This window comes from Anabaena sp. EIM26, assembly GCF_057568715.1.
The window spans coordinates 542,452-555,480 of sequence record NZ_CM172472.1 but is presented as its reverse complement, the minus strand read 5'-3'; the positions used below and the strand labels follow the sequence as shown (position 1 = coordinate 555,480).

At 38.7% G+C, this 13,029-nt stretch carries 11 protein-coding genes; 4 read left to right on the top strand and 7 right to left on the bottom strand.

Annotated features, from left to right (window positions below):
- Window positions 1-110 precede the first annotated feature (110 nt).
- Window positions 111-368 carry a hypothetical protein gene (locus AC012T_RS02250; protein WP_487066408.1) on the top strand — a complete coding sequence of 86 codons (258 nt, stop codon included), beginning with the start codon at window positions 111-113 and terminating at the stop codon, window positions 366-368.
- A gap of 35 nt (window positions 369-403) precedes the next feature.
- Here the strand turns inward: AC012T_RS02250 and AC012T_RS02245 are convergent, their stop codons facing one another.
- The 3 genes from AC012T_RS02245 to AC012T_RS02235 all read right to left on the bottom strand — a co-directional run bounded on the left by AC012T_RS02245 (window position 404) and on the right by AC012T_RS02235 (window position 3,310).
- Window positions 404-1,951, bottom strand: a complete 1,548-nt coding sequence (locus AC012T_RS02245) for a mercuric reductase (protein WP_487062694.1) — start codon at window positions 1,949-1,951, stop codon at window positions 404-406.
- A 170-nt stretch (window positions 1,952-2,121) separates the two neighbouring features.
- Window positions 2,122-2,328: a hypothetical protein gene (locus tag AC012T_RS02240; RefSeq protein ID WP_015217259.1), complete on the bottom strand. Its 207-nt coding sequence runs from the start codon at window positions 2,326-2,328 to the stop codon at window positions 2,122-2,124.
- 562 nt (window positions 2,329-2,890) lie between these two features.
- Window positions 2,891-3,310, bottom strand: a complete 420-nt coding sequence (locus AC012T_RS02235) for a Fur family transcriptional regulator (RefSeq protein ID WP_487062693.1) — start codon at window positions 3,308-3,310, stop codon at window positions 2,891-2,893.
- 183 nt (window positions 3,311-3,493) lie between these two features.
- On the opposite strand from AC012T_RS02235, the gene AC012T_RS02230 reads away from it, so the two are divergent.
- Both AC012T_RS02230 and gor read left to right on the top strand, forming a co-directional pair.
- Window positions 3,494-4,024 (top strand): redoxin family protein, encoded by a 531-nt coding sequence (locus tag AC012T_RS02230; protein ID WP_487062692.1) that lies wholly within the window; start codon window positions 3,494-3,496, stop codon window positions 4,022-4,024.
- Between the two features lie 98 nt (window positions 4,025-4,122).
- The gene (gene gor, locus AC012T_RS02225) at window positions 4,123-5,475 is read left to right on the top strand and encodes a glutathione-disulfide reductase (protein ID WP_487062691.1); all 1,353 of its coding nucleotides are present in this window, start codon (window positions 4,123-4,125) and stop codon (window positions 5,473-5,475) included.
- An 87-nt stretch (window positions 5,476-5,562) separates the two neighbouring features.
- Here gor and AC012T_RS02220 read toward each other — a convergent pair whose 3' ends face one another.
- Entirely contained in the window at window positions 5,563-7,443 is a 1,881-nt protein-coding gene (locus AC012T_RS02220; RefSeq protein WP_487062690.1) for an ABC transporter ATP-binding protein, read from the bottom strand.
- Window positions 7,444-8,092: 649 nt separating this feature from the next.
- Here AC012T_RS02220 and AC012T_RS02215 point away from each other — a divergent pair.
- Window positions 8,093-9,148, top strand: a complete 1,056-nt coding sequence (locus tag AC012T_RS02215; RefSeq protein ID WP_487062689.1) for a hemerythrin domain-containing protein — start codon at window positions 8,093-8,095, stop codon at window positions 9,146-9,148.
- A gap of 322 nt (window positions 9,149-9,470) precedes the next feature.
- Here AC012T_RS02215 and AC012T_RS02210 read toward each other — a convergent pair whose 3' ends face one another.
- From AC012T_RS02210 to AC012T_RS02200, 3 genes are all read right to left on the bottom strand, one after another.
- Window positions 9,471-9,785, bottom strand: a complete 315-nt coding sequence (locus AC012T_RS02210) for a chromosome segregation ATPase (RefSeq protein ID WP_487062688.1) — start codon at window positions 9,783-9,785, stop codon at window positions 9,471-9,473.
- Window positions 9,786-10,074: 289 nt separating this feature from the next.
- Window positions 10,075-11,256 (bottom strand): M20 family metallopeptidase, encoded by a 1,182-nt coding sequence (locus AC012T_RS02205; protein ID WP_487062687.1) that lies wholly within the window; start codon window positions 11,254-11,256, stop codon window positions 10,075-10,077.
- A 700-nt stretch (window positions 11,257-11,956) separates the two neighbouring features.
- Window positions 11,957-13,027 carry an AAA family ATPase gene (locus AC012T_RS02200; protein WP_487062686.1) on the bottom strand — a complete coding sequence of 357 codons (1,071 nt, stop codon included), beginning with the start codon at window positions 13,025-13,027 and terminating at the stop codon, window positions 11,957-11,959.
- Window positions 13,028-13,029 lie beyond the last annotated feature (2 nt).

The window sequence follows — 13,029 nt, the reverse complement described above, 5'->3', positions numbered from 1 at the left end:
ATACTCAATCTGAATGCAAAAGCTGTACTTATTCCTCCATTAGAGGGATGAATCAATATTTAATGACTGATAGTATATTTGTGCAAGTATACTATCAAATAATTATGTCTATGGGTTCCCCAACAAAATTACATGGCACAGAATTAGTAGATTGTGCTAGAGCAAATGCCAAGTTAGGAATTGAAACAGCTACTTATCAATGTGGTTATGGCGATGATATCCAAACCTTTTCCCAAGAACTTCGCCAAGCTTGTGAAACAATGAATTTAAAAGTTAAAGAACTCAATGAACTGATTACCGATCAGGATATGATTTTAAACATGGGTACAGGAGAAATTATTGCTCCTGATACGGCATCAGAACTTTAAGATAAGATGGGGAAAATTGATAAAATATCCCAGTATCAAGACAATTTTGTTAAATACTCCAATATTTTTTTAGTTCTTGGTGTGAGTAATGTGCGGCGATAAGCATCTGCTGCTTTTTTAATTGCTTCTGCTTGAGTTGGGTAAGGATGAATTACACTACTGAGTTTGCTCAGACCGATTTTATTGACAATGGCTGTAGTAATTTCCGAAATCATTTCACCTGCATGATTAGCAACAATTGTTGCACCGATAATTTCGTCAGATCCCTTTCTGTGGTGGATTTTCAGAAAACCAGATTCTTCACTATCTGCGATCGCTCGATCTACACTACTAAAAGGAATTTTAATCGTCGTGATCTCAATACCCAACTTCTCAGCCTCGTCCGCATACATCCCCACATGAGCAATTTCTGGATCTGTGTATGTTACCCAAGGCATCACCAAACTACTTAACTGAGAACGTCCCCAACCAAAAGGCGAAAACAGCGTATTCTTAATCACAATTCGTGCCGCAGCATCAGCAGCATGGGTAAACTTCCAATTCATGCAGATATCCCCAGCCGCATAAATCTTGGGGTTAGTCGTTTGTAGATAATCATTCACCTTCACACCCAAAGTTTTATCGTACTCCACCCCCACCGCTTCTAAATTCAAACCTTCCACATTTGGCGTACGTCCCGCACCTACTAAAATTTCATTAACAGTCACAGAATCTCGATGGCCATGAGCAGAAAAATAAAGTCGCTTTCCTTCCGTAACAGTCACCACCTCTTCTAACTTAGAATTCAGCACCAAACGAATACCTTCAGCAATCAAAACCTTTTGTAAAATTTCCGCAGCTTCTTTATCTTCTTTATTGAGAATATGAGAACCATTATGAAATAATGTCACCTCACAACCCAGGCGTTGAAAAGTCTGTGCCAATTCGCAACCAATTGGACCCCCACCAATGACCGCCAACTTATCTGGTTTTTGAATTAGAGAAAAAACTGTTTCATTAGTTAAATAACCTGCCTCTTCAATGCCAATAATTGCAGGTTTTACGGCTCTTGCACCAGTAGCAATCACAGCTTTTTTAAACTTGAGAATTTTGTCACCAACTTCTACAGTATTCTTGCTCGTAAACTTACCATTTCCTAAAAAAACATCAATCCCTAAATTTTTGAATCTTGCTGCTGAATCATGATGACTAATCCCTGCTCTAATGCGTCGTAATCTAGCCATAACTGTAGAAAAATCTACCTCAATATGTTGGGAAACATTAATACCTAAATCCTTAGCTTTCCAAATTTCACCAACTACACGCGAAGACCTAATCAGACATTTAGATGGTATACAACCCACATTTAAGCAATCTCCACCCATGAGATTCTTTTCAATTAATGCAACTTTCAAACCTAAATCTAAACCCGCAGCACCCGCAGCTACCACTAATCCTGCTGTACCGGCACCAATTACCACTAAATCATAGCAATCAACAGGTTGGGGATTAACCCAATTTCCTGGATGAACATTGGCTACCAGCTTTTGATTATACTCATCCATTGGCAAAACAGTCACTCTCTCAAATTCTGTAATAGACATTATGTATTACCTCTGAATGGTGATGTATAAAGTATGTTTTTGATTCTAGTCTTGAGTTAATCTGTCATGCTGTCTTTACCATCAATATAGCTTTATGAATATTTTGTCAGTTTTATATTTAACAGTTCTTCAGAAATAATAACTATATAAATAAATCAATACGCTTAGTGTTAAGAAATTCGGTCTAACACCTGAATACGACCTTTAACCACACGGCGCAAAAGCCTGTTGAGTGCTTCTTCTTCTTCTTTATCCTTGGATTCATCTAAAATAGCTGCCATTAGCCCATAGCGATCAGCTAGAGTCAAAACCCCTGTGTCAGCAGAAGAAGCGATAATTTCCGAAACAGCACCAGGAAGAATTTGGATATGAAACATGGGGTATGGACTGTGAACTCTATTAATTTAATATCTCCTTAAATTTGATTTATTCGGGTGATTGACATAATATATTTGGTGTGATAAATATCAACTTTTCTTGTGATTGAAATATCAATAAATTTGTGATTTGCGTCACATATATACTAGACATCGACGGACTTTAAATATGCGTTATCCAGAACCATTGTAGAGACGTTACACAAATAGCAATACTGTTCGAGTAAGGAGTGTAGAGACGTTCCATGGAACGTCTCTACAAGGGTTTTCGGTTTACGAATTTGCCTAACCGAACAGTATTGACACAGGTAGGTATTTTCGGCTCTAAAATCTTTTTCACTACTATGTATAGAACGTCGATTCATTAATTCTCAAAACCCCGTTTACGTAACAAAGTAGCTTGATCTGTCGTTGGTTAAATGAGAAAAAACCCGTTTTTTCTCCAAGATTTTGCCTACTAAATCGCTGTTCTCTATAGTAGATGATTTTGAATATTTATCATGGTGATCAGGCACTTAGCTGAGTGTCCCGGATTCCTCGACTTACTTAAATTTAATCGCCATTAATCGCCACAGGCATCGCATAAACCCTGAACCGTGACTTCATAGGTTTCCCCACGCAAACCAGGACGTAGACTGTTTAGCCCAATAAAGCTGAATGTATTCCAAGCAATATCTTCAATTGCACCACATTTATGACAGCAAAAATGATGATGGGGTAGAACATTAGCATCATAGCGAGAAACCCCCTCTTGTAATAACACTTCCCGCACTAGTCCCACTTCTCTCAGCGCTTGGAGAGAACTATAGATCGTTGCTTGAGAAGAAACAGGAAAATCTTTATTCAGATCAGTCAGTATTTGCTCAACTGTCGGGTGATCTGTGCGATATAACAAATTTGCATAGACCGCAAACCGCTGAGGAGTCACCCTCAAACCCTTGGATTTTAAGGTTTGAACAATCGCGTTTGCTTGTTCCTGCATGATCGTTGCCGTATTTAAATAGTTTTTTGTTTTTATTATAGTCTACCAGATTAAGGAATTAGTATCACATTATTCTTTTTATCATATTTAGGTATTTATAACTATTGAATATTTATTAAATCAGAATTATTCTGAGATACATCAAGAAAACATAAATTCACACATCACATTCAAGAGGTCAATATGGCTGTAATCGAAACCGTTCCTAATGTCGTCTTTAAAACCCGTGTCCGTGACGAATCTATTGGTGGACCCAACCCTTTCCGCTGGCAAGAACGCACCACTCAAGAACTATTTGCTGGTAAGCGGGTTGTTGTGTTTTCATTACCTGGTGCTTTTACCCCTACCTGTTCAACCTCACACCTACCCCGTTACGAAGAACTCTACAAAGATTTCAAAGCCTTGGGAGTTGATAGTGTGATCTGTGTATCTGTAAATGATGCCTTTGTTATGTTCCAATGGGGTAAACAACAGAACGCAGAAAACGTCTTCCTGCTCCCCGATGGTAATGGTGAATTTACCCGTAAGATGGGGATGTTGGTTGATAAAGCTAATTTAGGCTTTGGAATGCGCTCTTGGCGCTACTCAATGGTGGTGAATGACGGCAAAATCGAAAAAATGTTTATTGAGCCAGGTTTCGATGACAACTGCCCTACAGACCCCTTTGAAGTATCAGATGCAGATACCATGCTGGCTTACCTGAAAAGCGCTTAGACTGGTATTGCTGTCTAACTTTGAGAAAACGTGATTTCATCAAAATAAGGGCATGATACCACCATGTTCTTAATAGCAATATAAAACTTAGGGGACACATGAGCTACGATTTTGACTTGTTTGTAATTGGTGCGGGTTCTGGTGGTATTGCCACTGCCAGACGTGCAGCAGAGTATGGTGCCAAGGTAGGAATTGCTGAGTTTGACCGACTAGGCGGAACCTGCGTTAATCGTGGCTGTGTCCCCAAAAAACTCATGGTTTACTCTTCTAATTTCCCTGGCTTGTTTGAGGATGCCCAAGGATACGGCTGGAGTTCTGTCGAGAGTACTCTAGATTGGGAAAAGATGATCACGGTGGTCAACAACGAGGTAACTCGCCTCAATGGCATTTATCAAAAAATGCTGAATAATTCCAAAGTTGAGCTTTTTCAGGGATACGGCCAGTTTGTTGATGCTCACACTATTGTCGTTGGCGAACGTCAAGTGACCGCAGACAAGGTGTTGATTGCCGTTGGTGGACATCCTATTAAGCCCAACATTTTAGGAATTGAACACGCCATTACCTCTGATGATATTTTCCACCTGCAAGAACAGCCCAAAAGAATGGTGATTTTGGGGGGTGGTTACATTGGTACAGAATTTGCTTGCATTATGAATGGATTGGGAACCGAAGTCACTCAGGTGATACGCGGTGATAACCTTTTGCGTGGTTTTGATAACGATTTGCGGACTGAAATTCATCAAGGAATGACTAATCACGGGATTAAGATTCTCAGCAACATCGACATGATTGCCATTGAAAAGGATGCGGAAGGAATCAAGGTGACAGTTCGCAAAGATGGTGAGTCTGAGGAGACAGTTGTTGTTGATGTTGTGAGTTTAGCTGCACTTGGACGCAAACCAAATACCCAAAATTTAGGTTTAGAAAATACTAAAGTTAAGCTGCATGATGGCGCAGTTGTTGTTGATAAGTACAGTCGCACAGATGAAGAGAATATCTATGCGGTGGGAGACTGTACTAACAATATTAACCTGACTCCAGTAGCGATCAATGAAGGTCGAGCCTTTGCTGATACTGTGTTTGGTGGCAAGTCTCGTACCATGAGTTATGAAAATGTACCAACAGCGATTTTTACAACTCCAGAAGCTGCTACGGTTGGCTTGACGGAAGCAGAAGCTAGGGAAAAGTATGGTGATGCAGTAAAAATTTATCGCAGTCGCTTCCGCCCCATGTACTACACCTTAGCTGGTAAAGATGAAAAAACGATGATGAAATTGGTGGTTGATGAGAAAACCGATAAGGTGCTGGGAGCGCACATGGTGGGAACAAATGCGGCAGAGATTATTCAAGGAATTGCGATCGCACTCAAAATGGGTGCAACCAAAGCCAACTTTGATGCCACAGTAGGCATACATCCTAGTTCTGCCGAAGAGTTCGTCACCATGCGCTAAAAATCAGTTATGTCAGGAGTTCGGAGGCAGGAGGCAGGAGGCAGGAGGCAGGAGTCAGGAGATGGATTCTGATTCCTGGATTATTCTTCAAGTTCCCAACATTTGCAAATTATGCAAAGTGGAGTAAAGCCCTCCTTGTTCTATCAATTGTTCATGACTTCCCTGCTCAATTAATTCCCCACGCTTCAAAACAAAAATCCGGTCTACATTGCGAATAGTTGACAAGCGGTGAGCAATAATAATCGCCGTCCGTTTGATTAAAAGCTGATTTAACGCCTGTTGAACCAAAGCTTCTGTTCCCACATCTAAACTAGCTGTAGCTTCATCTAATACCAAAATCTGGGGATTACGAATAGCAGCACGAGCAAATGCTAAAAGTTGTTTTTGTCCACTAGAAATATTTGTTCCTCGTTCTCGTAATTGAGTATCATAGCCTTGAGGCAATTGATCAATCAACTCAGAAACATTAGTTTTTTTGGCTGCTTGTTCAATCTCTTCAAACGTGTAGCTATCCCCTAAAGTAATATTACTTTTGACATCACCAGCAAACAAAAAAGCTTCTTGTAAAATTACTGCCATATAACGCCGCAGTTCTGCTTGTGGTATCTCCCGGATATCCACACCATCAATCAGAATGCGTCCTTGAGTAGGTTCGTAGAGACGACACAACAGCCGAATAATAGAACTTTTACCTGCACCCGTCGGCCCCACCAAAGCTATTTTTTCCCCTGGATGAATTGTAAAATCTAAATCTTTAATTACATAATCATCATCTTTATAAGCAAACCAGACGTGTTCAAAACAAATTTCTCCCAGTTCAGGTGGTGTAGTAAAATTTTGAGATTCTAAATCCCTAATGATCTCATCTATATAGCCGAATTGAGCATCTAAAAGTGAGAATCTGGAATTGATACTATCTCTAATTTCTATCGGTTCATCTAAAATATCGTTTAACCTTTCAACAGCAGTGAACCCAGATTGAATAACAGTGAATTTTTCAGCAAAATTTCGCAAAGGATCGAATAATTGCTGGGCATACAAAATAAATGTAGCTAAAATACCGAAGGTAAGATTTTTTTCTAACAGTAACCAACCACCTATTCCCAATACTCCTGCAATAGCAATCAAACTAACCCATTCCAAGGTTCCTGACACAGCAGAATCATACCAAATGGTGGCATCCACTTCTTTAACATAGCGTTTGTTTGTAGCGCGAAACAGTTCTGCATTGAATTTTTCCCGGCGGAACAACTGCACTACATTAATACCAACAATGTTTTCTTGTAGCTGGGAGTTGAGTTTTGATAATTCTTCTCGTACTTTGTAATTGGCATTGCGATACTGCTGCTGAAAGTAAATAATTAACCAGGTGATTGGGCAAAGAATTAATAACAGCAAGCAAGCAAGTTGCCATTGGAGAGAAAGCATTAAACCGACAATTACCACCATAGAAAACAAATCGGAGACAATGCCAATTGCCCCTGTAGCAAAAACATCTCCTAAACTTTCGACATCACTGGTGAGTCTAGTTATGAGTTTACCTACGGGTGTGCGGTCAAAAAAACGCACTGCAAGAGATGTGACATGACGAAATAAATCTTCACGAATTGTCGCTGTAATTTTTTGCCCTAGCTTCTGTACGAGATAGCCCTGAACACCTGTGAGTGATAATCTGGTAACTATCGTAGCGAGGAAGCATCCTTGGAGGATACTTAAACCTTCCCATAACGAGCGATTTTTGAAAAATTCGTAGGTACTAGGTTCCTGACGAATCAGGGATATTGCTTGTCCAATTAGTAATGGTTGAATGGCGTTAGCTATGGAGATGGGAATGAGTAAAAACATTGATAGCGCTAATAACCGCCCGCTACGACGGGCATAAGGTACTAAACGCAAAAACAACCGCCAGTCATTTCTACGGGGACGGTATTCTTTGTGAGATTTTTGCTGGGATTGATAGATGACCATATTATAAAGTTAATTGAAGTTTAGACTTTATTTATACAAATGTACTATTTAATTTTGCAGTTTAATGCATAAATCCTAAGCCATTTTTTGGTGGTGCAGAACAGTAATCTCCAAAATCTCCAAAATGCTGATCTGGAATCGCTTCTAAGTAATTAGACGTTTTTTATACATTTTATCCCTGCATCTTAGGCAAAACAGTCAAATTTGATTTTGTAGTTTCCATTATCCACATCAATTGAGTCAATTCTTGAAGAAGGAGTCAGAATCAAGAAGCTCGTTCCTCGCTAACGCTGCGCTATCAGTCGGGGATACCCTGCTCTAAGCAAGCTACAGATCCACAACTGATTGTTCGCCTTTGGCGTTCCCGAAGAGTAGACCACCCAATTGAATTCTGACTCCTGACTCCTGAATTCTGTCCGATAAAATTAGCTATTGAAATTTATCTATCTCAAGATAGAACACGAACTAGTAATTTATATATCTTTCTATAGAAGGCAATAATAATTAACAATAATTTAGGGAATTTATGACTAATTTTATATCCAGCATTAAGCAGGTAATAGCTCAAAAGAAAGATGCAAATTCTCTAGTTATTATGTCAACCTGAAATTGGTAATAAATGCGATTCCTTTGGCGAGGAGAATTTAAAATGGTAATGACTTTAGATGATACTAAACGGAATGCTATTGCAGTAAAATTGGCAGATATGAAATTACTGCAACAGTTATGTATTGATAATGAAGAACTCTTTTTGAGGGAATGCTCTGATGGGGAAATAACTGATAGTATTCGCCGGATGCTTGATGATGACCGCAAAAATCAAGGCATTCTCGATACTGTAGTGGTTCAATATGGCATCCAAAAAAATGCGGAATCAACTGTGCAACAAATGGTGCAATCAATTCGCAAATTAATGCAAGGTAGTGAATTAAGTTTTTTTGAAAAAGTATTTCAGCATGAGTTGTTGAAGCATCAACAAGTAATGAATGGGCTTACAATTCATAAAGCTGCACAGAAAGTTGGTGCAGATGTCATGGCAGCAATTGGCCCTTTAAATACTATCAATTTTGAAAATCGCGCTCATCAAGAACAACTGAAAGGAATTCTTGAAATATTAGGTGTGCGGGAACTGACTGGACAAGATGCCGATCAGGGAATTTGGTCGCGTGTGCAAGATGCGATCGCTGCTATTAGTGGTGCAGTGGGTAGTGCTGTTACCCAATCTTCTGATAAACAGGATATGAATATCCAAGATGTTCTGCGTATGGATCACAATAAAGTAAATATCTTGTTTACAGAATTAATACAAAGCGATGATCCTCGAAAAATACAAGAATATTTTGGACAAATTTTTAAAGATCTCAGCGCCCATGCAGCAGCTGAAGAGGAAGTTGTCTATCCTAGAGTACGCCCTTTTTACGGTGAAGCTAATACTCAAGAATTATATGACGAACAAGCTCGCTGGGGTCCAGTATTTGAGCAATTGAGAGCTATTAGCCCTTCTGCACCTGAATTCAAAGACAGACTTAGAAGAATATGGGATGAAATTGGCGACCATATTCGACAAGAAGAAAGCACAATGTTTGCTTCTATTCGGAACAACATGAGTAGTCGAGAAAGCGAGGAATTAGCTACTCAGTTCAAAGCTGCAAAAGGTAGGATTCAAGAGCAAATGGGAGGAGCTAAAACAGAGGCAAATGTTTAGATTCTGACCTAGTGATATGATGTCCCGCTGATTAACTATAAATGTAGGGATGTTCAATTGAGCGTTTCTACATTTATTGCCTTTTTTATTATTTTCGACTCAACGGACATTATATGCTCAGTAATATACCACCCTTATTTGATTTGCAAGGTAGGGGTTTAGGATTACTAAACCCTTTTTGTTTATTAGACCTTTCCAAGAATTAAATGTGAGTGATTTGAAGCTCTTGTAGAGACGTTACATAGAACGGCTCTACAATCTTTTTCACCGGATGTTTATTAATTCAAGAATGAAAGTTGTAGCGACTCGCCTTTCATTTAATTCACCTAAGTCCTAACATTCTATTAACCTGTTCTGACTGTAAGGGTTTGCGCTCTATATTCTGAAAACATTCAACTTTTTTTAGATATGCTGAGGCGGTTTTAAAATTACTTAGGTTCAGTAAAACCATATCTTCATATACTGAGTCTTGGGGAATTTTAATATCTAAAACTAATTCTTCTAGCTTATTTTGATCAATTGCAAATTTTAGATATTTTACAAATACTTCCCGCTTTTTAGATCGCACAGTTAATAAGTACCAATGATTACTGGTGGGTTGTGGTGATGAAGATTCTATAGGTTCTATTGGTGGCATATTAGGGTAAGTTTTTGTTGATATGAAAAATTCTCAGCTTATCTAGTAAATTGTTGTGATTAATATTAGATCCAAGTAATAATACAACCTCTACAACATCACATATTTTTAAATAATTTGTCAACGTATAAAATTAATTAATATTTTGTTGTTGACGCTAAATGCCTAGATTTTTGGACAAATTTGTCCAAATTGTAATACCAAGCGTATTACAATCACGGCTGATTCCTACTCAATTACTACCAAATATGTGTGAAGTGTTGGTTATATCCCTTATAGAAAAAGAAATTTATTTTAGTTGGTAATATCTGTAAGCGGCATAAGCCAACGTCACAACCCCGGTAATAATGGCAGATTCATCAACTTCAAATTGGGGATGATGTAAGGGATGATTAATGATTCTATCTTTGTAACCTACACCCAAGCGAAACATTGAACCGGGGGCGTGTTCTAAATAAACAGAAAAATCTTCAGCCCCAAGGGAGGGTTCTGGTAAAACTTGGACTAGTTCACTACTCCAAGCTTCTTCTGCGGATGATTGCAATAATTGTGTTAGTGCATAATCGTTTTGTACACTGGGTACGCCCTGACGATAATTAACTTGGTATTTAGCGCCGTAGGAATTGCAAACATTAGCGACAATATTCTCAATCCATTGTGCTAATTGGGCGCGAGTTTCTGGATGGAGCGATCGCACCGTACCCAATAACTGTACTTTATCAGCAATCACATTCGGCGCTCTACCACCATTAATCTGTCCAATACTCAACACAACAGGGCGTAAAGGATTTTGAGTGCGACTAATCGCTTGTTGCAATGTAGTAATAACTTGGGAAGCAATCCAAATAGCATCAATCGCTTCATGGGGACGCGCACCATGTCCAGATTCACCCATAATGATAATCTCTAAATCATCCGCTGCCGCTGTCAAAGCCCCATAACGGATACCAACAGAACCAGCAGGGATAGAAGGAAAAACATGAACCCCCAAAATTGCAGAGACATTCTCCATCACCCCATCTTTTACCATCCAGCTTGCACCTTGGGCAATTTCTTCCGCTGGCTGAAATAAAAACCTAATTTTACCACCCAACTCATCTGCTATTTGGGAAAGTACCATCGCTGTACCTAATCCCACCGTAGTATGAACATCATGACCACAAGCGTGCATCACCCCTTCCTTACGAGAAGAATATTCTAACCCGCTACGTTCTTGGATTGGTAAAGCATCCATATCAGTGCGAATTGCCAAGATTCGAGCATCTTGATTAGCGCCTTGTAATTCGCCAACCACACCAGTTTTACCCACTCCCTCTTCTACGTGCAAACCACTGGAAGACAGTACCCCAGCCACAAAAGCAGCAGTTTGATACTCTTGTCCACTGAGTTCTGGGTGTGAGTGAATATGGCGGCGAATCTCCACTAAGCGGGGTACTAGGGTGGTGGCTAAGTCTTTAATTCGGGTCAGCATTTAATTAATTTTAGTTGATCAGTGTTGTTTCCATGATAGATAAGTGCCAATTGCCAAAATGCTCTCACTTGACAGGAAAAAAGGGACATTGGCCTCGCATCTGGGGCAATTGTGAAGAAGATATAAAAATCCTAGAAATTATAATGCTAAGACTAGCCAAAGCCAAACAAATGATATAAAATTTATTTTAGCGACTATACCGAAAGATTTATAGACTACCAATTATGTGGTCCCCCTAGCTTAGAAAACAAAGCAGCTAGGGGGATCTTGTTTTATATCTCGTTCCTAGACTCCGGCTAGGAATGTTATCACAGAGTCTCTGACTCTACTGTCATCAACCAGTCCTTCTAGAATTCATAGTTATCTCGTTCCTAGACTCCGGCTAGGAATGCTATCACAGAGTCTCTGACTCTACTGCCATCACCAGCCCTTCTATAATTCATTCTCATACAGAGTGTATAAACAACAATAACCCCGCAATCTTATATTTTTATTTGTTATAACGCTTTTAAATTGGATAACAACAAACACTTGTCGCAGGAATCAGGAGTGAATTTAACGAACCGCAGAGACGCAGAGAGCGCAGAGGTAAAGAAAGAATGTTAACATCCTTATTTAAGCTCGCTATATTTATTAGACATCTCCGAAAATTAAATGTGCGTTTCCTAGAATCCTTGTAGAGACGTTCCATGGAACGTCTCTACATTCTTTTCTGGAGATGTCTATTATTTTGTTGCCTCAACCAATCACGAAAACTAGGATGATAAAAGCTATAATTAACTTCTTCTGCTATTAATTCTAAATGTAAAAATTCTCGCCACTTGTCTAAAATTACCTTAATTTCATATTCATCTTCATCTAACCTTTCTGCTATACTTTGTATTGATACTGATTGCTCTTGAGCTAAGATATTTAACACCTGCAAAACCATTTCTTGCTGGTTATTGGTTGCTGAATTCATCTTTTCTAAATGCTTTTGGTAATAGAGTTGTAAATCTTCGGGGTAAACTTCCTCATTAATAGCTGCTAAAGTTTCCTTAACATACATAAAATTTGTCTCATCATTATCAATTGGTGTTAATAATTGATCATCAATATTTTGAGACATTAAATAACTTTTAATATATTCTTGGACATCAGCGCAATTTTGCTTCAGGTAATTTGATAAATCTAAAGACTGAGATGGCGTTTCAATTAATAAACCAGATTTATCTGTTAGAAACGGACGACGAGTGAGGATAAAATAAACCTTTTCTGGCAGATAACGAGGTAAATAGAACAGATTTGATCCGCGTGGTTGCTTATCAATATTAATTCTGTCACAACCATCAATAGTAATAATTAACCGTTCTTCTGAATTTAATCTACTACTGATTTGCTGCAATAATAATGATAAAAAACCACTATTCTCTGTGGTAGAATTGGTTGAATTATTAGTTATATCTTGACCACCTTGATGTTGAGCAATTTCTATCAATTGAGTGCAAGTCGTCGTCAGAAATTCTTCAGCGCGATTTTTACCAGCAATTTCCACATTATAATAAACAATTCCCGGATTTTGGCTGACATAATGGGCAAGAATAGCACTTTTACCAATACCAGGTTCACCGATGATAGTAAAATAGCCCCGGTCATATTGATTAAGAAAATTATTAATAGCAGAAAAGATGAATTTACGACCTACAAAATTATGATTTTTGGCGTTAATAATTTGCTGAAATTCTGGAGGATATCTGGGGATATTGATTGTATTTTGGATGATTTTATTCATTT

What these genes read in the sequence shown, in the direction of transcription:
- AC012T_RS02250 (WP_487066408.1), top strand. Translation starts at nt 111, where the DNA reads ATGGGTTCCCCAACAAAATTACATGGCACAGAATTAGTAGATTGTGCT.
- AC012T_RS02245 (WP_487062694.1), bottom strand. Translation starts at nt 1,951, where the DNA reads ATGTCTATTACAGAATTTGAGAGAGTGACTGTTTTGCCAATGGATGAG.
- AC012T_RS02240 (WP_015217259.1), bottom strand. Translation starts at nt 2,328, where the DNA reads ATGTTTCATATCCAAATTCTTCCTGGTGCTGTTTCGGAAATTATCGCT.
- AC012T_RS02235 (WP_487062693.1), bottom strand. Translation starts at nt 3,310, where the DNA reads ATGCAGGAACAAGCAAACGCGATTGTTCAAACCTTAAAATCCAAGGGT.
- AC012T_RS02230 (WP_487062692.1), top strand. Translation starts at nt 3,494, where the DNA reads ATGGCTGTAATCGAAACCGTTCCTAATGTCGTCTTTAAAACCCGTGTC.
- gor (WP_487062691.1), top strand. Translation starts at nt 4,123, where the DNA reads ATGAGCTACGATTTTGACTTGTTTGTAATTGGTGCGGGTTCTGGTGGT.
- AC012T_RS02220 (WP_487062690.1), bottom strand. Translation starts at nt 7,443, where the DNA reads ATGGTCATCTATCAATCCCAGCAAAAATCTCACAAAGAATACCGTCCC.
- AC012T_RS02215 (WP_487062689.1), top strand. Translation starts at nt 8,093, where the DNA reads ATGGTAATGACTTTAGATGATACTAAACGGAATGCTATTGCAGTAAAA.
- AC012T_RS02210 (WP_487062688.1), bottom strand. Translation starts at nt 9,785, where the DNA reads ATGCCACCAATAGAACCTATAGAATCTTCATCACCACAACCCACCAGT.
- AC012T_RS02205 (WP_487062687.1), bottom strand. Translation starts at nt 11,256, where the DNA reads ATGCTGACCCGAATTAAAGACTTAGCCACCACCCTAGTACCCCGCTTA.
- AC012T_RS02200 (WP_487062686.1), bottom strand. Translation starts at nt 13,027, where the DNA reads ATGAATAAAATCATCCAAAATACAATCAATATCCCCAGATATCCTCCA.